Genomic DNA, 22,316 nt, shown 5'->3' on the forward strand with positions numbered 1-22,316 from the left:
CAGATTGATAGGTTTATATTGTTAAAGAGCGTTCTTCTCTGGCTTGCCGAGGCTTCCTTTGAAGAGGCGGCCATTCTAGCGAGATAATGAAAAGTGTCAAACACTTTATTAAATTATTTCGTCTTACTGATTTGACCTACTGATTGGCTGGCTAATTGGGCTTGAACCCTTACTGGCTGTGCCGTGTCAGTGAGGCGGCATTATAGAGATCGCCGTCACGTTGGCAACCCCTTTTTGCTGTTTTTTTTGATTTTCTATTTGTTCGAACAGAAAAAAGCCAAAAGACGCTAAAAATCGACTTTTTATTTACAATTTTTTAAAGTTATCACTAAAAAGAGATACTTTTTGCCAGTTTGTGTATTCAACTTCTTTTGAGGTATCAGTTTCACCGCCAGTCAATGACATGATGAAACGAATCATCACCTTATCGAAAAAGTGATAACGTGGATAGTAAAGAGCACCAGCGAAAACTCCGATTAGCTTGGGTTGCCATGCTGATTTACTGAGAAAGGTTTTAATATAGACACTTCCTTCTGGAGTATCTTTACCCTGCGCTTCTTTTCTTGCAGTTAAGTTGACACAAAAGAACGCCGCTTTAGCGAGTGCTAATTGCTCGGCATGTTTTTCTATAAATTGATAAAGCTTTTTATTTAAATGTCCGTAGCGAATAGAAGCACCAATTAAGACTCGATCGTAAAGAGCTAAATCAATATCCTCAATTTGATGTAAATCGGCAAGTTCGCAATCAAACTCAGAAAGTTCCTCTTTTATATAGTTAAGAATTTTCTTGGTTTGACCTTCACGGGAAGAATAGAGAAAAAGAGCTTTTTGCACGGGATATCCTTAACTGCGCCAAAACGTAGGGGTAAGCAGTATTAATAGTGTAAAAATTTCTAAGCGACCAAAGAGCATCGAAACAACCAATACCCATTTTGCACTGTCATTAACATCCGCAAAGTGTACGGAGACTTGACCCAATCCAGGCCCTAAGTTATTCAATGTTGCAGCGACGGCAGAAAATGCACTCAGTTCATCCATTCCTGTTGCGATCAATGCCAACATACACGCCACGAAGACCAGTGCGTACGCTGAGAAAAATCCCCAAACCGCGTCAACAACTCGCTGTGAAAGAGCACTTCCGCCCACCTTAATCGTATACACGGCTCTTGGGTGGATAAGGCGTTTCATCTCACGAGCACCTTGTAAGGTAAGCAATAAGATACGGATCACTTTCATGCCACCGCCCGTAGAGCCAGCACACCCACCTATAAATGAAGAAAACAGCAATAATACAGGTAAGAATAACGGCCAATCTGCAAAACCTGTTGTGGTAAAGCCTGCCGTCGTCGAAATGGATACTGTTTGAAATAGCGCCTGATCAAAAGCGTCATAAAAAGAGTCGTAAGAATGGTGTTTGAGTAAAATCGAAAAGCAAACCGCAAACAAAATGACTTGTATAAGAGCGAAAGCTCTAAACTCTGGATCTTTAAGGTAATATTTTGGATGAACACCACCTGTCGCAAACGCCGCGTAATGGAGCGTAAAATTACAGGCTGAAATGAGCAAAAAAACAACCGTAATTAAATTGATCGCATAACTGTCAAAATACCCCATGCTTGCATCATGAGTCGAAAACCCACCAATAGCGATCGTAGAGAAGCTATGACAAATCGCATCAAATAGGGTCATCCCTGCTGCCCAAAAAGCCGTTGCGCAGGCAATCGTTAAGCTTAAATAGATGTACCAAAGTGCTTTGGCGGTTTCGGCGATTCTTGGAGTAACTTTAGTATCTTTGACCGGGCCCGGGATCTCCGCCCGATATAACTGCATTCCCCCAATTCCCAATACTGGCAAAATGGCCACCGCTAGAACGATGATCCCCATCCCACCAAACCATTGTAAAAACTGCCGATAGAACAAAATCGCTTTAGGTAATTCATCTAACCCAACAATGACGGTTGCTCCGGTGGTGGTTAATGCTGAAAATGATTCAAAAAACGCATCAGTAACCGATACATTGGGATTATCCGCCAACCAAAACGGTAATGAACCCGCACTACCGATAACCGTCCAAAACAGTACAACGATCAAAAAACCGTCTCTGGCTTTCAATTCATGTCGATAGCGGCGGTTTGGAAACCAAAAAAAACCGCCACACATCAACAATACAAAAAAGGTCGTGACAAAAGGTACACCTGCACCATCGCGGTACAGCAAAGCCACCAGCGCAGGGGCAAGCATAGAGACACTAAATAGCGCGAGCAAAAGCCCGACGATACGAATAATAGATCGAATTTGCATTGCTTTTTCTGAAGCGAAGCTTCTGACTTCCTAATTATTTTTTATGGCGGTCACTACAGCTTTTGCACCGCTTTTATTAATGATAGTTTGAGTAAAGGCATCAAGATGGCGCAATTCTATCTCAACAAGAAATTTAACCTGTTCTTTATAATCGGCTTCGACTTCTAATGCTTCATACTGCGCGATGATGGATTGAGCAATCGGCACAAAACCGTAGTCTAACGTTAGGGATAATTTTGTGGTGATTTTTTTCTCAATAGTTTGAAGCTGCTTGAGTGCTTGTTGTACTCCGCCACCATAAGCTTTAACTAACCCACCAGTGCCAAGACGAATCCCACCATAATAACGAGTGACGACGGCCGTTAACTCCCCGACACTCGATCCGGCTAGCTGCGCCAATATCGGTTTGCCCGCCGTCCCTGATGGCTCACCATCATCACTAAAACCCCACAACATCGAATCTTCCGGTCGTCCGGCAACAAAGCCCCAGCAGTTATGTCTGGCGTCGCTATGTTTTGTCTTTATTTGCGCAACGAAGGCTTTAGCAGCATCTACACTCGGAGTATGGGCCAAATAGGTAATAAAGAGGCTTTTTTTGATTTCCTCTTCAAATTGGGTGGGCAACGCTGGAATTAAATAAGGTTGTTCGTTCATGTGAAATCATAGATCGAGCGGATGGCAAGAGTGTAACACGTGCACTTAAAAAAGCAGCGCTGATCTCCATTTGCACTCAATGTTAAACAGTTGTTTAAAAAATGTATTGAAATTAAACAATCCTCAGGTCAAACTAAACCGACTGGTCAAACCAGAACCATTAATACAACAAAAACTCTCACACACGATCTTAAGGTTGTATGTCACGGAGATAGACAATGATTTACCAAGCCAACACCCTACAGGTAAAGGAATTACAAGATGGTATTGCGGAGTTGCGTTTCTGCTCCAAGGAGTCAGTGAACAAACTTGACCTTGCCACTCTTGAATCGCTCAACCATGCACTTGATGCCCTAAAAGCCCACCAAGGACTGAAAGGCCTTATTCTTACTTCCGATAAAGAATCTTTTATTGTCGGGGCTGATATCACTGAGTTTTTAGGTCTCTTTGCTAAACCTGCGCAAGAACTCGACCAATGGCTGCAATTTGCCAATAGCATTTTCAACAAACTAGAAGATCTACCCGTTCCGACACTAGCCGCTTTAACAGGGCACGCGCTAGGCGGTGGATGTGAGTGTGTACTCGCTACCGATTTCCGTATTGGTGACGCGACCACCAGCATAGGATTACCGGAAACAAAGCTTGGTATTATGCCGGGGTTCGGTGGCTGTGTGCGTCTGCCTCGTGTAATTGGTGCCGACAATGCTATGGAAGTGATCACTCAAGGCAAAGCATGTCGTGCTGAGGAAGCCCTTAAAATTGGACTGCTCGATGCGATTGTTGATAGCGATAAACTGCTTGAGTCAGCACTCAAAACCATCACATCAGCCATCAATGAAACCGTTGATTGGAAAATGCGTCGCCAGCAAAAAATGTCCGCGCTGACACTCAGCAAATTAGAAGCCATGATGAGCTTCACGATGGCCAAAGGCTTGGTTGCACAGCATGCCGGTCCTCATTATCCAGCGCCAATAACCGCTGTTATTGCAATAGAAGAAGCCGCGCGCTGTAGCCGTGATGAAGCATTGGCCATTGAGCGTAAACACTTCGTTAAGCTCGCTCATTCTGAAGCGGCGAAATCCTTGGTCGGTTTATTCCTCAACGACCAATATATTAAAGCACTAGCAAAAAAAGCAGTTAAATCAGCCAATAAAGAAACCGGACGAGCGGCTGTACTTGGTGCGGGTATCATGGGCGGCGGCATTGCTTATCAATCGGCAGTAAAAGGCGTGCCTGTTTTGATGAAAGATATTGCTCAATCGTCCCTTAATTTAGGTATGACCGAGGCATCTAAGTTACTCAACAAGCAGCTAGAGCGCGGAAAAATTGATGGTTTTAAAATGGCTAGCGTGCTGGCATCGATTACGCCTAGCCTGCATTATGCTGGGATTGAGCAAGCGGATGTGATTGTTGAAGCTGTGGTTGAAAACCCGAAAATCAAAGCCGCGGTACTAAGTGAAGTCGAAGCCAATGTTGGTGAGGATGCGGTTATCACCTCGAACACCTCAACCATTCCAATCAACCTACTGGCCAAATCACTCAAACGTCCAGAAAACTTCTGTGGTATGCACTTTTTTAACCCAGTACATCGTATGCCATTGGTGGAAATTATTCGTGGTGAACACACTTCCGATGAAACCATCAATCGAGTTGTCGCTTACGCAGCCAAAATGGGTAAATCCCCCATCGTGGTCAATGACTGCCCTGGGTTCTTCGTAAACCGCGTACTTTTCCCTTACTTTGGTGGCTTTAGTTTATTACTGCGCGATGGCGCTGATTTCACTCAAATCGATAAAGTGATGGAACGTAAGTTTGGTTGGCCAATGGGCCCAGCTTATCTTCTAGATGTGGTCGGTATGGATACCGCTCACCATGCACAAGCAGTAATGGCGCAAGGTTTCCCTGAACGTATGGGCAAACAGGGCCGCGATGCTATTGATGCACTGTTTGACGCCAATAAATATGGCCAGAAAAATGGCAGCGGTTTCTATCAATACACTTTAGATAAGAAAGGCAAACCGAAGAAAACTTTCTCTGAAGAAGTCCTCACCGTTCTCAACCTAGAATGTGGTGATAAACGTACTTTTGACGATCAAACCATCATTGAGCGCATGATGATTCCGATGATCAATGAAGTGGCACTCTGTTTAGAAGAGAAGATCATCGCTTCACCCCAAGAAGCGGATATGGCGTTGGTGTACGGCTTGGGGTTCCCTCCTTTTAGAGGCGGCGTATTCCGCTATCTCGATAGTCTTGGTTTACAAAACTACGTTGCAATGGCAAGCCAATACCAAGCATTGGGCGCGATGTATCATGTACCTCAACTGCTGCTCGATATGGCAGAAAAAGGCGAGACCTTCTACGGTGCTCAACAAGCAAGTTCTATCTAAGGAGAGATGTCCAAATGACTTCACATAAGAGAAATGTCGTAATTGTTGATTGCCTACGCACCCCGATGGGTCGTTCAAAAGGTGGGGCATTTCGTCATACTCGTGCGGAAGATTTATCTGCACATCTGATGAAAGGCATTTTAGCCCGTAATCCACAAGTCAACCCAAAAGAGATCGAAGATATCTACTGGGGTTGTGTGCAACAAACCTTAGAACAAGGCTTTAACGTCGCGCGTAATGCGGCACTGTTAGCTGGCTTGCCGATTGAAATTGGTGCCGTCACCGTTAACCGTTTATGTGGTTCATCAATGCAAGCACTGCATGATGCCACCCGCGCCATTATGGTTGGTGATGCTGAAATCTGCCTTGTGGGCGGCGTTGAGCATATGGGACACGTACCGATGAACCATGGCGTTGATTTTCATCCAGGCATGTCAAAAACCGTTGCCAAAGCTGCGGGGATGATGGGGTTAACGGCTGAGATGTTAGGTAAAATGCACGGCATTAGCCGTGAGCAACAAGATGCCTTTGCCGCTCGTTCGCATCAACGCGCTTACGCAGCAACCGTTGAAGGCCGCTTCAAAAATGAAATCCTCCCCACTGAAGCTCATGCCGAAGATGGTACTCTGTTCACGCTCGATTTTGATGAAGTGATCCGCCCGGAAACCTCTGTTGAGGGGCTAGCACAGTTGCGTCCTGTTTTTGACCCAGCCAATGGTACTGTAACGGCAGGCACCTCATCGGCTCTGTCCGATGGCGCATCGGCGATGTTGATCATGAGCGAAGAGAAAGCCAATGCGCTTGGCTTAAAGATTCGTGCGCGTGTGAAATCAATGGCCGTCGCTGGTTGCGATCCTTCAATTATGGGTTACGGGCCAGTTCCGGCGACCCATAAAGCGCTACAGCGTGCAGGCCTCACCATGCAAGATATGGATGTGATTGAGTTAAACGAAGCGTTTGCAGCTCAATCTCTACCTTGCGCGAAAGATCTTGGTTTGCTCGATGTAGTGGATGAGAAGGTTAACCTAAACGGAGGGGCGATCGCACTGGGTCACCCTCTCGGGTGTTCTGGCACGCGCATCTCCACCACACTGATTAACTTGATGGAAGCGAAAGACGCCAAATATGGTCTAGCAACGATGTGCATTGGTTTAGGCCAAGGCATTGCGACTATTTTTGAGCGCCCATAACCATTCTGTTTTTCTTCTCACTGAAGAGTCTTTTAAGAGCCAGCTCTGCTGGCTCTTCTTATTAGGTTATTTAGCTTGAAGCCAATCACGATAAAGTTGATCGCTACTGCCCAGATAATTTACCATCCACTCGATCAATTTATGATTATCATCTTTGCGCCATACTAAACAGCATTGACTAAGCAGTTTATCAACGGTGAGAACCCGTTCAACCAACCCACCATCAACAATCAAAGGTTGTGCAATGTGTCTTGGCATGTAGCCCACACCGACTTCATTTTTTAAGCATTCAATCGCACTATACCAATTCGGTAAAAGTAAACGCCGTTGCTGCGGGTAGTGATCCGTATGTCGCTTGGGTAATACACTTGACGTGTCATCCAAACAAATCGCCGGGAACTGACTGACAAAATCTTCGGTTAAATAGGACTCTTGAGCACAAGGGTGATGAGGAGACATTACAAATGCCCAATCCAACACACCCATGTCACGCACTTCAAAATCACCACCGACAGGAATCGCAGAGGTTGCACCAATCACAATGTCAGCTCGACCTTGCGCAATAGCTTCCCATGAGCCATTAAACACTTCCATGTTGATTTGCAGCTCAGCAAACTCAAACGTGCGATAAAAATCTTCCACCAGCGGTTTCATTTTGTCGAGTTTGACCACGTTATCAAGCGTCAATTTTAGCGTTTTCTGCCAACCATGCGCCGCGCGTTTAGTTTGTGAACGAATCTCTTCCATCTGCCTAAGCAATTGGCGAGCCTCCACCATAAACAGCTCACCAGCGGGCGTCAGCTCCACCTTTCTAGGTAAACGGCGAAACAGCAGCACATCCAAATCTTGTTCGACTTGGCGAACGCCATAGCTGATCGCTGACGGCACTTTATGCAAAACCTCCGCAGCGGCGGTAAAACTACCCAACCGTGCGACAGTATCAAGCATTTCTAATGAGGATTTAGAAAACATAAGCCTTCAATTTTTTTGATGAATAACCAACAAATTTAGCGTTTCATTTAATATTAAACGAAAAATAGAATAGATGAGTAGATAAATTAAGGTTGGCATAGATTAATGCTGGCCAAATATTGATTAATTTTTTTGAATGGTAATAAAAATGAAAGCATCAAAATTACAGTTGCTGTACTTAGCCGCGCTCTCTATGCTTGGCTTCATTGCCACAGACATGTACCTCCCTGCCTTTAAAGCGATGGAAATGGACTTTGCCACAGGGCCAGAGCAAATAGCCTTGTCTCTCACCGTTTTTCTGGTCGGTATGGCATTAGGTCAACTGGTGTGGGGCTTAGCTTCCGATAAATATGGTCACCGTAACACTTTAGCGGCTGGCCTAGTTCTCTTCACGTTGGCATCATTTGGTTTAGCTTTTAGCGAGCAGGTGTGGCAATTATTAGCGTTGCGCTTTGTGCAAGCTTTAGGGGTGTGTGCTCCCGCAGTGATCTGGCAAGCAATGGTAATTCAACGCTACCCAGCTAAAACAAGCCAGCAAATATTCGCCACCATCATGCCTTTGGTCGCGCTTTCACCCGCGCTTGCACCTCAATTAGGCGTCTTACTGGCCGATAACTTTGGTTGGCACAGTATTTTTGTGACATTGACATTAATGGGCGTTGCGCTTGTAGCCTGTACTTTTGCTCAAAAAAATGAACAATCACAACCCAAACAAACCTCAATTAAGCAAGATATCAAAGCTCTGCTCAGCACTAAAACCTACTTGGGTAATGTGATGATGTTTGCTTGCGCTTCTGCGGCCTTCTTTGCTTACTTGACTGGGATGCCAGAAATTATGGCACGCCTTGGTTATGCCGCTAAAGATATCGGTTTGAGTTTTATTCCTCAAACGATCGCGTTCATGGTTGGTGGCTACTTAGGTAAGGTGGGAGTGAATAAATTTGGTGACGAAAAAGTGCTCAAGCAGTTGATTGGCCTCTTTAGCGTTGCCACTTTATTAGTATTCATTGCATCACAGTGGCAACTGACCTCAATTTGGCCAATTTTGGCACCGTTTTGCTTAATAGCAGTTGCCAACGGAGCGCTTTACCCTATCGTGGTGAACCGCGCACTATCGAGTGCCAAACAAAGCCCAGCCACTGCAGCGGGTTTACAAAATAGCTTACAAATCTGCGTTAGTAGTTTAGCCAGCGCATTGGTCGCAACGTTGGCCAGCCAAGCACAAATGGTGACGGGTATTGCAATTATGATTTGTATGGGCGGGCTATGGATTGGTTATATCGTCTCGAACCGCGAACTTTCTCAACACTTCACCGCACCAGATAATGCACGCGTAGTCAGCGATGAAGAGTAAGTCTTTTAATAAGAACTGATAAAAAGCCGCTCATTATGAACGGCTTTTTAATCGTTCATTTGTTAGCTACGCTTAACAGGACGCTTCCAACCATTGATTTTGCGCTCTTTCGCGCGAGTGATGACTAACTCACCTTCAGCAACGTTACTGCTTAGCGTAGTGCCAGCACCAATCGTTGCACCATTGGCGATCGTTACAGGAGCAATCAACTGGCTGTCTGAACCCACAAACACATCATCACCAATTGTGGTTTTGAATTTATTGACACCATCGTAATTACAAGTGATAACGCCAGCTCCGACATTAACACGCTGGCCAATTTCGGCATCACCAAGATAAGTTAAGTGATTGGCTTTTGAACCTTCACCCAAACGAGTATTTTTTACTTCTACGAAATTACCCACGTGCGCATCATTACGCAGTTCAGCACCAGGACGTAAACGGGTAAAAGGCCCAACGGTACAGTTTTCTGCAACGGTTGCCCCTTCAATAACGCTGTATGGGCGGATCACTGTGTTGTCATCAATTTCGCAATCTTTAAGCACGCAACCCATGCCGATAATTACGTTATCACCCAAAGAGACATTTCCTTCGATGATGACGTTTGCATCAATCTCAACATCCATCCCACACTGTAATTCACCACGCAGATCAAAACGCGTAGGATCACGTAGCATCACACCTTGTTCTAATAGCTTTTTCGCTTGTGTTGCTTGATAAGCACGCTCTAAACGAGCCAGTTGAGCGCGATCATTTACCCCTTCCACTTCAATAGAGCTGGCAGGATGAACAGCCTCAACTGCACGGCCTTCATTGTGCGCAGCAGCGATAACATCTGTCAGATAATATTCGCCTTGCGCGTTCTCATTACTTAAGCCTGACAACCAACGTTTGAGATCGCGCCCCGTTGCCACCATCACGCCCGTATTGATCTCTTTAATTAACTTTTGCTCATCAGTGGCATCTTTTTGTTCAACAATCGCCACCACTGGGCCATGCTTACGCACGATACGGCCATAACCGGTTGGGTTATCCAGTACCACTGTCAGCAAGGCTATCCCATCATTAGGTTGTGCATCTAACAAGCTTTCCACGGTTTCTTCCGAGATCAATGGAACATCACCGTACAACACGAGGATCTTCTCATCGTCTTGGAAATGAGGCGAGGCTTGATCAACGGCATGGCCAGTTCCTAATTGATCCGCTTGCAGCACCCAGTTAACCGACTCTTCGACAAGCGCTTGCTGCATTTGCTCACCACCATGACCATAAACCAAGTGGATATTTTGGGCACCTAAGCTATTGCACGTATCAATTACGTGTTTCACCATTGGCTTACCCGCCAGTGTGTGCAGCACTTTAGGCATATTAGAATACATTCGAGTACCTTTACCTGCTGCGAGGATCACTGCGCTAAATTTCATTGACAACCTATTGACGTTAAAAAAGTTAAGCCGCATTTTAGCGGTAATTAAAGAGATAGTTAATTTAACTAAATAATTTTCTGTTAAAAAATAAGCAAAAAGGCGACCTATAGGTCGCCTTTTTACATCACGTCTTAATTATAAAACACATTAACGACGTTTTTTGGTCAGCTCGATAACTCGTAACTGAGCCATGGCTTTAGCCAGTTCACTGGCCGCTTGTGCGAAGTTCATATCGCCATGCTGATTTGAAATATTCTCTTCAGCTTTGCGTTTGGCTTCTTCTGCCTTAGCTGCGTCTAGTTCTTCACCACGAATTGCCGTATCAGCCAGTACTGTAGCAGTACCCGGTTGCACTTCGACAATACCACCCGAAACATAAATAATTTCTTCGTGGCCGTGTAGCTTAACGATACGCACCATACCAGGCTTAATAGCGGTCAGCAGCGGTGTGTGACCATGGAAAATTCCCAGTTCACCTTCGCTACCGGTCACCTGAAACGTTTCGACTTGGCCAGAGAAGATTTTCTTCTCTGCACTGACGACGTCTAGGTGAAAGGTTATTGCTGCCATATCGCCTCCTAGTTAGCCTTATAGCTTCTTAGCATTCTCAATCGCATCGTCGATAGTACCGCAGTACATAAACGCTTGCTCTGGAATGTCATCGTATTCACCAGATAGAAGACCTTTGAAGCCACGTAGCGTCTCTTTTAGAGGTACGTAAACACCAGGGTCACCTGTAAATACTTCAGCTACGTGATAAGGCTGAGTTAGAAAACGTTCAATCTTACGTGCACGTGATACAACTTGCTTATCCGATTCAGACAACTCGTCCATACCCAAGATCGCAATGATGTCTTTCAGCTCTTTGTAGCGCTGAAGCGTCTGCTGAACGCCACGAGCGATGTCGTAGTGCTCTTGACCTACGACGAGTGGGTCTAGCTGACGAGACGTTGAATCGAGTGGGTCGATCGCTGGGTATAGGCCCATTGCTGCGATGTTACGGTTAAGTACAACCGTTGCATCCAAGTGCGCGAACGTTGTGGCTGGAGACGGGTCCGTCAAGTCATCTGCTGGTACATATACCGCCTGTACAGACGTGATAGAACCTTGCTTAGTTGACGTAATACGCTCCTGAAGCACACCCATTTCTTCTGCAAGAGTAGGTTGGTAACCTACCGCTGAAGGCATACGACCTAGCAGTGCTGATACTTCCGTACCGGCAAGCGTGTAACGGTAGATGTTATCGATGAACAGAAGTACGTCACGACCTTCGTCACGGAAACGTTCTGCCATTGTCAAACCCGTCAGTGCAACACGTAGACGGTTGCCTGGTGGCTCGTTCATCTGTCCGTAAACCATCGCTACTTTTGATTTTTCAGGCTCTTCGATGTTTACAACACCTGCTTCCTGCATCTCATAGTAGAAATCGTTACCTTCACGAGTACGTTCACCAACACCCGCAAATACTGAAAGACCTGAGTGTTGCAGTGCGATGTTGTTGATAAGCTCCATCATGTTAACGGTCTTACCTACACCTGCACCACCAAATAGACCGATTTTACCACCCTTAGAGAATGGACAAACCAAATCGATTACTTTTACACCGGTTTCAAGAAGAGCAGTTTCGTTTGATTGCTCTTCATAGCTTGGAGCTGGACGGTGGATAGAGTAAAGCTCTTCCGCACCAATTTCACCACGCTCATCAATCGCATCACCAAGCACGTTCATGATACGACCTAAAGTCTTAATACCGACTGGTACTGAAATTGGAGCGCCAGTATTTTCAACTACCAAACCACGACGTAAACCATCAGAGCTACCCATTACGATTGCGCGAATCACGCCACCGCCAAGCTGCTGTTGAACTTCAAGAACGAGACGTTCTTTTGAATCCACAACATTCAGAGCATCGTAAACACTTGGTACTTCGCCCTGTGGGAACTCTACGTCGACTACCGCACCGATGATCTGTACGATCTTACCTGTAGCCATCGTTAATCCTCTAAACTGTTTGTTTTACCTAAGCTTAAACCGCTGCTGCACCAGAAACGATTTCCGATAGTTCTTGTGTAATCGCCGCCTGACGGGCTTTGTTATACACAAGCTGTAAATCATCAATCAAGTTGCTTGCGTTATCGGTAGCTGCTTTCATCGCAATCATTCGAGCAGCTTGCTCACAAGCAAGATTCTCAACCACACCCTGATAAACCTGAGACTCTACATAACGCAGCAATAGTGCATCGAGTAGAGGCTTTGGTTCAGGCTCATAGATGTAGTCCCAAGAATGTTCGCGTTTCATCTCTTCGCTATTCGATCTAGGCAAAGGTAGTAATTGATCGATCGTTGGTTCTTGAACCATAGTATTCACAAATTTGTTGAACACTACGTATAGGCGATCCAACTCACCTGCATCATATTTCTTCAGCATAACACCAACGGAACCGATCAAATCTTCCAAGGTTGGGCTATCGCCCAAACCAGAGACTTGAGCAGCGACTTTAGCGCCACTGTTTCTAAAGAAAGCCGTTGCCTTTGAGCCCACAATTGCCAGCTCAACCTCAGCACCTTTCTCCGACCAATCTTTCATGTCATGTAGAGCTTTTTTGAACAAGTTCACGTTCAAACCACCACACAAACCACGGTCTGTTGAAATAATGATGTAACCAACACGTTTGGCTTCGCGCTCTTCTAGATAAGGATGACGATATTCTAGATTTGCACTCGCCACATGACCGATCACTTTACGCATTGTTTCAGCGTATGGACGAGAAGCTTCCATGCCGTCTTGCGAACGACGCATTTTTGAAGCTGCTACCATTTCCATCGCTTTCGTAATTTTCTGCGTGCTTTTAACACTACCGATTTTATTACGTATCTCTTTTGCGCCGGCCATCGTTTTACTCTCTTTTAAGGTAATCCGTTATTGGTCAGTGGTGACCCTAAGGTCACCCACCAATTACCAGGTCTGGGTTGCCTTGAAATCGTCAACCAGTTTCTTGAACTGAGCTTCGATTTCATCGTTATAAGCACCCGATTTGTCGATATCTTTTACAAGATCAACATATTGACCACGAGCATACGACAGTAGAGCAGATTCAAAATCAGCCAGTTTATTCAACGCAACATCATTTAAATAACCACGCTCTGCCGCAAAGATAACCAACGCTTGGTCAAACACAGACATCGGAGCATATTGTTTCTGCTTCATCAGCTCTGTTACTTTCTGACCATGGTTTAGCTGTCTCTTCGTCGCTTCATCAAGATCTGACGAGAACTGAGCAAATGCAGCAAGTTCACGGTACTGTGCAAGCGCGGTACGGATACCACCTGACAGTTTCTTGATGATTTTCGTCTGAGCGGCACCACCTACACGGGATACTGAAATACCAGGGTCAACGGCTGGGCGAACACCCGCGTTGAATAGTTCAGTTTGTAGGAAGATCTGACCATCGGTAATCGAGATTACGTTAGTCGGTACGAATGCTGAAACGTCACCCGCTTGTGTTTCAATGATAGGTAGCGCGGTTAAAGAACCGGTTTTACCTTTCACTTCACCCTTAGTGAAACGTTCTACATACTCTTCGCTGACACGAGCAGCACGCTCAAGTAGACGAGAGTGGAGATAGAAAACGTCACCTGGGAATGCTTCACGGCCTGGTGGGCGTTTGAGTAGTAGTGAGATCTGACGGTAAGCAACCGCTTGTTTAGATAAGTCATCATAAACAATCAGTGCATCTTCACCGCGATCGCGGAAGTATTCACCCATTGCACAACCTGCATATGGCGCAAGGTATTGCAATGCCGCTGATTCAGAAGCCGATGCAACAACCACAACTGTGTTTGCAAGCGCGCCGTGCTCTTCTAATTTGCGTACTACGTTAGCGATAGTTGAGGCTTTTTGGCCAATCGCAACATAGATAGAGTAAATACCTGAATCTTTTTGGTTAATAATTGCGTCGATCGCCATTGCTGTTTTACCAGTTTGACGGTCACCGATGATAAGTTCACGTTGGCCACGACCGATTGGGATCATAGAGTCAACTGACTTATAGCCGGTTTGTACTGGTTGATCGACTGATTTACGGTCGATTACACCAGGTGCAATCATTTCAACAGGTGAAGACAATTTCGCTTCGATAGGACCTTTACCATCGATAGGCTGACCGAGTGTATTCACTACGCGACCTAACAATTCAGGACCAACTGGCACTTCAAGAATACGACCAGAACCTGTTACTTTCATGCCTTCCTTAAGGTCAGCATATGGGCCCATGACAACCGCACCAACCGAGTCACGCTCAAGGTTAAGTGCAAGTGCATAACGGCCACTCGGTAATTCAATCATTTCACCTTGCATCACGTCCGCTAGGCCGTGAATGCGAATGATACCATCGCTTACCGATACGATAGTACCTTCATTGCGAGCTTCACTAACAACGTCGAAAGATTCGATACGTTGTTTAATTAGATCGCTAATTTCCGTGGAATTAAGTTGCATGCTCCAATCCCCATCAAGACTGTAATGCATCGCTCAGGCGGTTTAAACGACCGCGGGCTGAGTTATCGATGACAAGGTCTCCGGCTCGAATTATAACCCCACCAAGTAGGGTCTCATCTATACTGCAATTCAGCTGAACTTTGCGTTCAAGACGCTGCTCAAGTTTGGTGCTGATATTGACAAGCTGTTCATCAGAAAGCTCAGTTGCTGAAATCACTTCAACATCCATCTGCTTCTCATGCTCTTGTTTCAGAGCAAAGAACTGTTCACTAACATCAGGAAGAGCCTTTAATCGGCCATTCTCAGCCATCACCTTTAACAGGTTCTGGCCATAAACATCAAACTGTTCGCCACAAATTGCGATGAAAATTTCCGCTAATTTCTCAGCCGAAACAGAGCCCGTTAGTAGCTCTTTCATTTGCTCGTTCTTTGCGACCTCGGCAGCAAAAGCTAACATCTGACCCCATTGGTCAAGTTGCTTTTTCTCTACCGCAAAATCGAATGCTGCTTTAGCATAGGGGCGTGCAATTGTAGTCAAATCAGACATAAAGCGCCCCCATCCTTAAAGTCTTGCAGTAATGTTGTCGAGAATATCTTTGTGCGCATCTTTATCGATAGAACGCTCAAGGATTTTCTCAGCACCAGCTACAGCCAGAGTTGCAACTTGTTTACGCAGCTCATCGCGGGCACGATTACGTTCAGATTCAAGTTCAGCTTCCGCTTGAGCAAGGATTTTCTGGCGTTCTGCCTGAGCTTCCTCACGTGCTTCGTCTAAAATTTGAGCTTTACGTTTATTTGCCTGTTCGATGACCTCAGTTGCAGTGCGCTTCGCTTCTTTCATTTGTTCAGAAGCGTTGGCTTGTGCTAGATCCAAGTTTTTAGCAGCACGCTCAGCGGCTGAAAGACCGTCAGCAATTTTCTTCTGACGCTCTTCGATCGCATTCATGATTGGCGGCCATACATATTTCATGCAGAACCACACAAACAGTGCAAACGCGATTGCTTGACCTAGCAGAGTTGCGTTCATATTCACAACAGCTACCCCTCTATTTGTTCACCAACGAAAAGTATTAATCAACGACAAATCATCAATTTGTGTGATCGGTTGATTAACCTAGTTGACCAACAAATGGGTTCGCGAAAGTGAATAGAAGCGCAATTACGATACCGATCATAGGAACCGCATCAAGTAGACCCGCGATGATAAACATCTTAACTTGTAGCATAGGAGCCATTTCTGGTTGACGAGCAGCACCTTCAAGGAATTTACCGCCTAGAAGTGCGAAACCAATCGCTGTACCAAGAGAAGCAAGACCGACGATAATACCTACGGCGATTGCAGAAAAGCTCAGTAAAGTTTCCATTACTATCTCCAATTTATAGTTGTTGGCTTATGTGCCCAAATAAAAAGCTTTAAAAAATTAATGATCACTATCTTCGTGTGCCATTGATAGATAAACAATAGTCAGCATCATGAACACGAAAGATTGAATCAGAATTACCAGAATATGGAAAATAGCCCACGGTAGTGAACCCATCCATTGTAGCCACCATGGTAGCATCGCTGCGATAAGAATAAATACCACCTCACCTGCGAACATGTTACCGAATAGACGCATACCGAGTGAGAGAGGTTTCGCAAGTAACGATACCACTTCAATAAGTAGGTTAAACGGAATCATGGTCCAGTGATTGAATGGATGTAGAGCTAATTCTTTCGCAAAACCACCTAGGCCTTTCACTTTGATGCTGTAGTAAATCATCAGAGCAAATACGCCTAGAGCCATAGCCATGGTGATATTCACATCAGCTGACGGAACCACTTTTAGATAAGGGATACCAAGCCAATGTTGTGCTGGATACGGTAAGAAATCGATGGGCACTAAGTCCATGATGTTCATTAACAATACCCAACAAAAGATAGTCAGTGCCAGCGGTGCTATAAGTGGATTGCGTCCATGAAAGGTGTCTTTGACGTTTTGATCGACAAATTCTACCAATATTTCAACAAAACACTGCAGCTTACCGGGTACACCCGCTGTTGCTTTCTTTGCTACAGAGCGAAATATCCATAGGAATATTAAGCCAGTAAACAAGGAAAAAAACAGGCTATCGATATGTACGTTCCAGAAACTCGTCTCACTAATTGACAGCCCCAAATCGTAATGCTCAGAAATCTTCGCAAGAGAGAGGTTCGTCAAGTGGTGTTCAATGTATCCGGACGATGTTAGCGCTTCACCTGGCGCAGCCATAACTCATCCTATTTTTTGTTGTTAATGAATAGCACTGGCGCACAGATATTAATACCTAGAGCCAGCAAATAGGTTAGTTTGAGGGGAACGAGTTCCACCTGCATATACATGTAGGCAACACAGAACAGTGCAACTGTGATGAGGATCTTGAGTACTTCGCCAGTGTAGAAAGAGGCCGCGACTTGCTTCGCAGCACGAGCTCCACTAAACATAAAAGCACACAGCGCAAAAACCGCATTAGCAATGACAAAAATGCCACCCCCAATCAGCGCAGAAAAGCCCCATTCAGCATTTACAGCTACCGCCATCCCTGCCGCCACAAAAATAACCGCGCCAGACTGGATCATTAACAATCGCTTAGCAAGCTCTCGTCCTGGTCTAGCCAACGCAGCTACCATGTATTCGTACCTCTAGTAATATCCTCAGCTCATCTACAACATAGGGCTGGGAAATTGGCGAAAATTATACGGTGAGTCGAACTGATTGCAATTGAAAGACAGCAAAAAGTTACAATTTTGTTTACAAACCGACAACTTTCAAATAAAAAAACGTTTTTTGCATAATTGACTTAAATCAATTATCTCATTTAGCTTTCTAGCTTGGCAATTAGTTGCTCTAATTTGTGAGGCTCATCAAGACTAATCGTCATTTTGGCTTTGCCACCTTTTGAACGAATGATCGACACTTTAGCCCCTAAAATTTCACTCAATCTTTGTGACATTTGTTGTGCATCTAAGTCTTCCGATGCCGATCCGTCCTCAGAAGGCTGTGTTAGACACTTTTTCACTAATTGCTCAGTTTGTCTCACGGTCAGCTGTTTTGCGGCCACACGTTGTGCAATTTCAATTTGTTGATCGCCTTCGAGCATCAATAATGCTCGTGCATGGCCCATTTCAAGCTGCTTGGTTTCCACTAAACGCTTCACGCCATCCGCCAATTGATTTAAGCGTAATAAGTTACTCACGGTAGTGCGTGATTTACCAATCACATCAGCCACCTGCTGGTGAGTAAGCTTAAATTCGTCTTGCAACCGCTCTAAAGCTTGTGCTTCTTCAATCGCATTCAAATCTTCGCGTTGAATATTTTCTATCAGTGCCATCGCAATCGCAGCGCGATCTTGGACATTTTTGATCAAACAGGGCACTTGCTTTAAACCTGCTTGTTTTGCAGCGCGCCAACGGCGTTCACCAGCAATAATTTCATAGCCGCCAAGCTCTAAACGTCTTACCACGATCGGCTGGATAATACCTTGCGATTGGATAGACGCAGATAGCTCTTCCAACGCTTCTGCCGACATATCTTTACGTGGTTGATACATGCCAGGTTTCAAATTTGATACCGCGATATCCATTAATTCGCCATCAGAAGAGAGTGCTTGGCTATGTGAGGCGGCTTGCTCCTTTTCACGAGCAAGAGAACTGGTTGCGAGCAATGCATCCAATCCTTTTCCTAAACCACGTTTAGTCATGTAGACGAATTCCTTTAGTTGAGATTATGCGGGTATTTCTTCTCGACGAAGCATTTCGCCAGCTAAGGCGAGATACGCTTTTGCCCCAGCTGAATACTTGTCGTAGTACATTGCTGGCTTGCCATAACTTGGCGCTTCAGCAAGACGGACATTACGAGGAATAACGGTGCGATAGACTTTGTTTCCAAAGTGCTTTTTCAGTTGATCGGATACTTCATTGGCTAGGCGATTACGCGGATCGTACATCGTTCGAAGTAACCCTTCGATTTTCAGGTTTTCGTTGACTACCGCGGCTAACTTGCTGATGGTATCCATTAACGCCGTTAAACCTTCTAATGCAAAATACTCACATTGCATTGGCACTAACACAGAATCCGCTGCGGCCATGGCGTTGATTGTAAGAAGATTTAAAGAAGGAGGACAATCAATAAAGATGAAATCATAGTTATCACGAACTGGCGCGAGGGCATTTTTCAAACGCACTTCGCGAGCAAAGACTTCCATTAATTTGATTTCAGCGGCTGTCACGTCTCCGTTCGCCGCAATCAAATCGTAGTGTCCCGTTGTTTTGCGACATACGACTTCATCAAAAGGGGTGTCTTCGACCAACAATTCGTACGCGGTTGCATCTACTTGATACTTATCAACACCACTGGCCATCGTTGCATTGCCTTGTGGGTCGAGATCGATCACTAAAACTTTACGCTTAGTCGCCGCCATAGAGGCCGCTAAGTTAATGCACGTTGTTGTTTTTCCTACGCCACCTTTCTGGTTGGCGATTGCTACGATTTTGCCCACGGTATGCCTCGCTGTTATCCCTTGCGAGATAAGATTACAAGATGACGGTCACCTTCCAACTCAGGAACTTTCAAAGCTTTGACATCAGTCACAGAACACCACTCAGGTAGTGTGGCTATTTCCTCATCTGGTCGTTGTCCTTTCAGGGCTAAAAATCGGCCCGATGTTTCTTTTGGTAAATGGTGACACCATTCCACCATATCGAGCATTGAAGCAAACGCACGGCTCAGTACGCCATCAAATTTTACTTCAGGCTGAAACTCTTCGACTCGACTTTGAATCGTGGTCACATTTTTGATACCAAGCTCATGCAGAACTTGTTTAATAAAACGAATGCGCTTACCCAAACTATCGAGTAAGTAAAAGGTTTTATCAGGATTCATGATAGCGAGAGGTATACCAGGTAAACCAGGCCCAGTACCAACGTCGATAAAACGCTCACCCTGTAAGTGAGGACTTACCACTATACTATCTAAAATATGTTTCACCAACATGTCCATAGGATCGCGTACTGAGGTGAGATTGTAGGCTTTGTTCCATTTATTCAGCAGTTCCACGTAACCGACTAATTGGCTACGTTGCTGCTCATTGACCTCGAGATCGGTTTGACCAATTAAATCATCGAGACGCGTTCTTAACTCGCTCATGCGGCGTCTTCCCCTTTCTTCAGTACACCTTGCTTTTTCAAATAAACCAATAAGATAGAAATAGCAGCTGGTGTAATACCAGAAATACGAGAGGCAATACCAACCGTTTCAGGTTTGGCATTGTTAAGCTTAAGGATCACTTCGTTGGACAAGCCTTTGACCTGTTTATAGTCAAGATCCAGCGGCAATTTAGTGTGCTCATGGCGCAATGATTTGTCGATCTCATCTTGCTGACGCTGAATATAACCATCGTATTTGATTTGAATTTCAACTTGCTCAGCCGCTTCACTATCGTTCAATGCTGGTGCAAATGACTCAAGCGACGTGAGCTGTTGATAGGTGATTTCAGGTCGACGTAGTAGATCTTCACCACTTGCTTCACGAGACATGGGTGTTTTGAGCAACGCATTCAGTGCATCAACACCAACGGAGTTCGGGTTCATCCACGTTTGTTTCAAACGTTGACGCTCGATTTCCATGTTTTCCATTTTTTGATTAAAACGCGCCCAGCGCGCATCATCGACTAAACCTAACTCTCTGGCTTTTTCGGTTAAACGCAAATCGGCATTATCTTCGCGTAGCAGTAAGCGATATTCAGCGCGAGAGGTAAACATACGATAAGGTTCTTTGGTACCCATAGTGGAAAGATCATCGATCAACACGCCCATGTAAGCTTGATCACGGCGTGGACTCCAGCCTTCTTTTTCTTGGCTAAATAAGCTTGCATTCAAACCAGCCATTAACCCTTGCGCTGCCGCTTCTTCGTATCCGGTGGTGCCGTTGATTTGACCAGCAAAGAACAAACCACTGATGAATTTGGTTTCATAGGTTTGTTTTAAATCTTGTGGATTGAAAAAATCGTACTCAATGGCGTAACCCGGACGAACAATATGTGCGTTTTCAAACCCTTTCATTGAGCGAACGATCTGCACTTGTACATCAAACGGTAAGCTGGTGGAAATACCGTTAGGGTAGAGTTCTGTCGTGGTCAAACCTTCAGGCTCGATAAAAATTTGATGGCTATTTTTGTCGGCAAAACGCATGACTTTGTCTTCGATCGATGGGCAGTAGCGTGGGCCGATACCTTCGATGACACCTGCGTACATCGGACTACGATCAAGATTGGCACGGATCACATCATGCGTTTTATCGTTGGTATGCGTGATGTAGCATGGTATTTGACGTGGATGCTGTTCACGTTGTCCCATGAAGGAAAAAACAGGCGTTGGGTTATCACCGTGTTGTGTTTCTAACACTGAGAAGTCCACGCTGCGCGCATCGATCCTTGGTGGCGTACCCGTTTTTAAACGATCGACTCGAAACGGCAGTTCACGTAAACGTTGCGCTAATGCGATCGATGGAGGATCTCCTGCGCGGCCTCCTGAGAAGTTTTCAAGACCAATGTGGATCTTTCCACCAAGGAAGGTGCCTACCGTCAATACCACCGCTTTGGCGTGGAATTTGAGGCCCATTTGAGTCACAACGCCCATTACACGATCATTTTCAACGATAAGATCATCGACCGCTTGTTGGAACAAAGTTAAGTTTGGCGTGTTTTCAAGCACATCACGCACATACGATTTGTAAAGCGCACGATCTGCTTGGGCTCGAGTCGCTCGAACCGCTGGCCCTTTTGAGGCATTGAGTGTTCTAAATTGAATACCTGCATGATCAATCGCTTGTGCCATTAGACCGCCCATGGCATCGACTTCTTTAACCAGATGTCCTTTACCAATTCCGCCAATCGCAGGATTGCACGACATCTGTCCTAGAGTCTCAATGTTATGAGTAAGCAATAGCGTACTTTGACCAGTACGAGCTGCAGCGAGAGCGGCTTCCGTTCCAGCATGGCCACCACCGACCACAATGACGTCAAATTTTTCGTGATAAAGCATGAACCGACCTCAGGTATTCAATGAAGCATGGACTGACAAAAGAGGCGTATTCTACCTGCTTTCCACTGGCTAGAAAATCGCTTTTCTGCTTTTTTAATCTGAGCTTGGTAAGTTAATAATATATAAGATCTATATAGAGATCTTTTATTAGATCTATTATTAGGATCGAGCATATCTGTGGATAACCGATAAATGATCAACAAGATCATGGTTTTTAAGAGGATCACAAGCTGTGATCCTGACATGATCTAATCGTGTATTAGCTGGGATCAAAAAGGCTAGTTATACACAGGGTCGTAAAATGCATAAGTTATTAATTGGATAACTATAGGTTAATCACCGAATAACAGCATAGTTATACACATTAAAATATTTAAAATGGACTTAACTTTTCTATGGCGAGTATTGAGACAGTTATACACAGAGCTTAAGAGTACAAAAAAGCGGCTCACAGGCCGCTTGGTGACTTT

The 22,316-nt window shown here is 45.0% G+C and carries 21 protein-coding genes; 3 read left to right on the forward strand and 18 right to left on the reverse strand.

The genetic code is table 11. The features are described 5' to 3' along the window. Positions 1 to 306: 306 nt before the first annotated feature. From hemG to AACQ75_RS03940, 3 genes are read right to left on the reverse strand one after another with little or no spacing between them, the layout of a single operon-like run. Entirely contained in the window at positions 307 to 834 is a 528-nt protein-coding gene (hemG, locus tag AACQ75_RS03930; RefSeq protein WP_013855605.1) for a menaquinone-dependent protoporphyrinogen IX dehydrogenase, read from the reverse strand. 9 nt (positions 835 to 843) lie between these two features. Then, positions 844 to 2,301 (reverse strand): TrkH family potassium uptake protein, encoded by a 1,458-nt coding sequence (locus AACQ75_RS03935; RefSeq protein WP_017046377.1) that lies wholly within the window; start codon positions 2,299 to 2,301, stop codon positions 844 to 846. Between the two features lie 30 nt (positions 2,302 to 2,331). Continuing rightward, positions 2,332 to 2,955 (reverse strand): YigZ family protein, encoded by a 624-nt coding sequence (locus tag AACQ75_RS03940; RefSeq protein ID WP_013855603.1) that lies wholly within the window; start codon positions 2,953 to 2,955, stop codon positions 2,332 to 2,334. Positions 2,956 to 3,173: 218 nt separating this feature from the next. Between AACQ75_RS03940 and fadB the strand changes: the two genes are divergently transcribed. Both fadB and fadA read left to right on the forward strand, forming a co-directional pair. Beyond that, entirely contained in the window at positions 3,174 to 5,345 is a 2,172-nt protein-coding gene (gene fadB, locus AACQ75_RS03945; protein WP_170889548.1) for a fatty acid oxidation complex subunit alpha FadB, read from the forward strand. Positions 5,346 to 5,359: 14 nt separating this feature from the next. Beyond that, positions 5,360 to 6,535 (forward strand): acetyl-CoA C-acyltransferase FadA, encoded by a 1,176-nt coding sequence (gene fadA, locus AACQ75_RS03950; RefSeq protein WP_013855601.1) that lies wholly within the window; start codon positions 5,360 to 5,362, stop codon positions 6,533 to 6,535. 66 nt (positions 6,536 to 6,601) lie between these two features. Here the strand turns inward: fadA and punR are convergent, their stop codons facing one another. Further along, positions 6,602 to 7,507 carry a DNA-binding transcriptional activator PunR gene (punR, locus tag AACQ75_RS03955; protein ID WP_047688051.1) on the reverse strand — a complete coding sequence of 302 codons (906 nt, stop codon included), beginning with the start codon at positions 7,505 to 7,507 and terminating at the stop codon, positions 6,602 to 6,604. Positions 7,508 to 7,655: 148 nt separating this feature from the next. Between punR and punC the strand changes: the two genes are divergently transcribed. Next, positions 7,656 to 8,861, forward strand: coding sequence for a purine nucleoside transporter PunC (gene punC / locus AACQ75_RS03960; protein ID WP_026027660.1), 1,206 nt, complete (start codon positions 7,656 to 7,658; stop codon positions 8,859 to 8,861). A 62-nt stretch (positions 8,862 to 8,923) separates the two neighbouring features. Here the strand turns inward: punC and glmU are convergent, their stop codons facing one another. The 14 genes from glmU to mnmG form a co-directional block, all read right to left on the reverse strand. Beyond that, positions 8,924 to 10,285 (reverse strand): bifunctional UDP-N-acetylglucosamine diphosphorylase/glucosamine-1-phosphate N-acetyltransferase GlmU, encoded by a 1,362-nt coding sequence (gene glmU / locus AACQ75_RS03965; RefSeq protein WP_170889550.1) that lies wholly within the window; start codon positions 10,283 to 10,285, stop codon positions 8,924 to 8,926. Between the two features lie 150 nt (positions 10,286 to 10,435). Further along, positions 10,436 to 10,858 (reverse strand): F0F1 ATP synthase subunit epsilon, encoded by a 423-nt coding sequence (locus AACQ75_RS03970; RefSeq protein ID WP_013855597.1) that lies wholly within the window; start codon positions 10,856 to 10,858, stop codon positions 10,436 to 10,438. Between the two features lie 18 nt (positions 10,859 to 10,876). Next, positions 10,877 to 12,280, reverse strand: a complete 1,404-nt coding sequence (gene atpD / locus AACQ75_RS03975; RefSeq protein WP_010319968.1) for a F0F1 ATP synthase subunit beta — start codon at positions 12,278 to 12,280, stop codon at positions 10,877 to 10,879. Between the two features lie 34 nt (positions 12,281 to 12,314). Next, positions 12,315 to 13,181, reverse strand: coding sequence for a F0F1 ATP synthase subunit gamma (atpG, locus tag AACQ75_RS03980; protein WP_013855594.1), 867 nt, complete (start codon positions 13,179 to 13,181; stop codon positions 12,315 to 12,317). Positions 13,182 to 13,244: 63 nt separating this feature from the next. Continuing rightward, a complete protein-coding gene (gene atpA, locus AACQ75_RS03985) occupies positions 13,245 to 14,786 on the reverse strand; it encodes a F0F1 ATP synthase subunit alpha (protein ID WP_026027662.1) in 1,542 nt (513 codons plus the stop codon). Between the two features lie 13 nt (positions 14,787 to 14,799). Further along, on the reverse strand, positions 14,800 to 15,333 hold the full coding sequence (gene atpH, locus AACQ75_RS03990) for a F0F1 ATP synthase subunit delta (RefSeq protein WP_013855592.1): 534 nt from the start codon (positions 15,331 to 15,333) through the stop codon (positions 14,800 to 14,802). A gap of 15 nt (positions 15,334 to 15,348) precedes the next feature. Further along, on the reverse strand, positions 15,349 to 15,819 hold the full coding sequence (gene atpF, locus AACQ75_RS03995; RefSeq protein WP_013855591.1) for a F0F1 ATP synthase subunit B: 471 nt from the start codon (positions 15,817 to 15,819) through the stop codon (positions 15,349 to 15,351). A 76-nt stretch (positions 15,820 to 15,895) separates the two neighbouring features. Next, positions 15,896 to 16,150 carry a F0F1 ATP synthase subunit C gene (atpE, locus tag AACQ75_RS04000; RefSeq protein WP_002540812.1) on the reverse strand — a complete coding sequence of 85 codons (255 nt, stop codon included), beginning with the start codon at positions 16,148 to 16,150 and terminating at the stop codon, positions 15,896 to 15,898. Positions 16,151 to 16,207: 57 nt separating this feature from the next. Next, entirely contained in the window at positions 16,208 to 17,038 is an 831-nt protein-coding gene (gene atpB, locus AACQ75_RS04005) for a F0F1 ATP synthase subunit A (RefSeq protein ID WP_013855589.1), read from the reverse strand. A gap of 8 nt (positions 17,039 to 17,046) precedes the next feature. Further along, on the reverse strand, positions 17,047 to 17,436 hold the full coding sequence (locus tag AACQ75_RS04010; protein ID WP_013855588.1) for a F0F1 ATP synthase subunit I: 390 nt from the start codon (positions 17,434 to 17,436) through the stop codon (positions 17,047 to 17,049). Between the two features lie 188 nt (positions 17,437 to 17,624). Next, on the reverse strand, positions 17,625 to 18,506 hold the full coding sequence (locus AACQ75_RS04015; RefSeq protein WP_017049648.1) for a ParB/RepB/Spo0J family partition protein: 882 nt from the start codon (positions 18,504 to 18,506) through the stop codon (positions 17,625 to 17,627). Between the two features lie 24 nt (positions 18,507 to 18,530). After that, positions 18,531 to 19,304: a ParA family protein gene (locus tag AACQ75_RS04020; protein WP_013855586.1), complete on the reverse strand. Its 774-nt coding sequence runs from the start codon at positions 19,302 to 19,304 to the stop codon at positions 18,531 to 18,533. Positions 19,305 to 19,318: 14 nt separating this feature from the next. Continuing rightward, positions 19,319 to 19,951, reverse strand: coding sequence for a 16S rRNA (guanine(527)-N(7))-methyltransferase RsmG (gene rsmG / locus AACQ75_RS04025; protein WP_010319958.1), 633 nt, complete (start codon positions 19,949 to 19,951; stop codon positions 19,319 to 19,321). Continuing rightward, on the reverse strand, positions 19,948 to 21,846 hold the full coding sequence (gene mnmG / locus AACQ75_RS04030; RefSeq protein ID WP_010319957.1) for a tRNA uridine-5-carboxymethylaminomethyl(34) synthesis enzyme MnmG: 1,899 nt from the start codon (positions 21,844 to 21,846) through the stop codon (positions 19,948 to 19,950). The genes rsmG and mnmG overlap by 4 nt, the downstream gene beginning before the upstream one ends. Positions 21,847 to 22,316 lie beyond the last annotated feature (470 nt).

The sequence above is a fragment of the Vibrio sp. B1-2 genome, assembly GCF_963888445.1.
In the GTDB taxonomy this organism is placed as follows: domain Bacteria; phylum Pseudomonadota; class Gammaproteobacteria; order Enterobacterales; family Vibrionaceae; genus Vibrio; species Vibrio anguillarum.

Excerpts from the sequence above, each read along its gene's own strand:
- atpE (WP_002540812.1), bottom strand. The coding sequence starts at position 16,150 with ATGGAAACTTTACTGAGCTTTTCTGCAATCGCCGTAGGTATTATCGTC.
- atpB (WP_013855589.1), bottom strand. The coding sequence starts at position 17,038 with ATGGCTGCGCCAGGTGAAGCGCTAACATCGTCCGGATACATTGAACAC.
- AACQ75_RS04015 (WP_017049648.1), bottom strand. The coding sequence starts at position 18,506 with ATGACTAAACGTGGTTTAGGAAAAGGATTGGATGCATTGCTCGCAACC.
- atpH (WP_013855592.1), bottom strand. The coding sequence starts at position 15,333 with ATGTCTGATTTGACTACAATTGCACGCCCCTATGCTAAAGCAGCATTC.
- fadA (WP_013855601.1), top strand. The coding sequence starts at position 5,360 with ATGACTTCACATAAGAGAAATGTCGTAATTGTTGATTGCCTACGCACC.
- atpA (WP_026027662.1), bottom strand. The coding sequence starts at position 14,786 with ATGCAACTTAATTCCACGGAAATTAGCGATCTAATTAAACAACGTATC.
- AACQ75_RS03935 (WP_017046377.1), bottom strand. The coding sequence starts at position 2,301 with ATGCAAATTCGATCTATTATTCGTATCGTCGGGCTTTTGCTCGCGCTA.
- AACQ75_RS03940 (WP_013855603.1), bottom strand. The coding sequence starts at position 2,955 with ATGAACGAACAACCTTATTTAATTCCAGCGTTGCCCACCCAATTTGAA.
- rsmG (WP_010319958.1), bottom strand. The coding sequence starts at position 19,951 with ATGAGCGAGTTAAGAACGCGTCTCGATGATTTAATTGGTCAAACCGAT.
- atpG (WP_013855594.1), bottom strand. The coding sequence starts at position 13,181 with ATGGCCGGCGCAAAAGAGATACGTAATAAAATCGGTAGTGTTAAAAGC.
- punC (WP_026027660.1), top strand. The coding sequence starts at position 7,656 with ATGAAAGCATCAAAATTACAGTTGCTGTACTTAGCCGCGCTCTCTATG.
- atpD (WP_010319968.1), bottom strand. The coding sequence starts at position 12,280 with ATGGCTACAGGTAAGATCGTACAGATCATCGGTGCGGTAGTCGACGTA.
- punR (WP_047688051.1), bottom strand. The coding sequence starts at position 7,507 with ATGTTTTCTAAATCCTCATTAGAAATGCTTGATACTGTCGCACGGTTG.
- fadB (WP_170889548.1), top strand. The coding sequence starts at position 3,174 with ATGATTTACCAAGCCAACACCCTACAGGTAAAGGAATTACAAGATGGT.
- glmU (WP_170889550.1), bottom strand. The coding sequence starts at position 10,285 with ATGAAATTTAGCGCAGTGATCCTCGCAGCAGGTAAAGGTACTCGAATG.
- mnmG (WP_010319957.1), bottom strand. The coding sequence starts at position 21,846 with ATGCTTTATCACGAAAAATTTGACGTCATTGTGGTCGGTGGTGGCCAT.
- AACQ75_RS03970 (WP_013855597.1), bottom strand. The coding sequence starts at position 10,858 with ATGGCAGCAATAACCTTTCACCTAGACGTCGTCAGTGCAGAGAAGAAA.
- AACQ75_RS04010 (WP_013855588.1), bottom strand. The coding sequence starts at position 17,436 with ATGGTAGCTGCGTTGGCTAGACCAGGACGAGAGCTTGCTAAGCGATTG.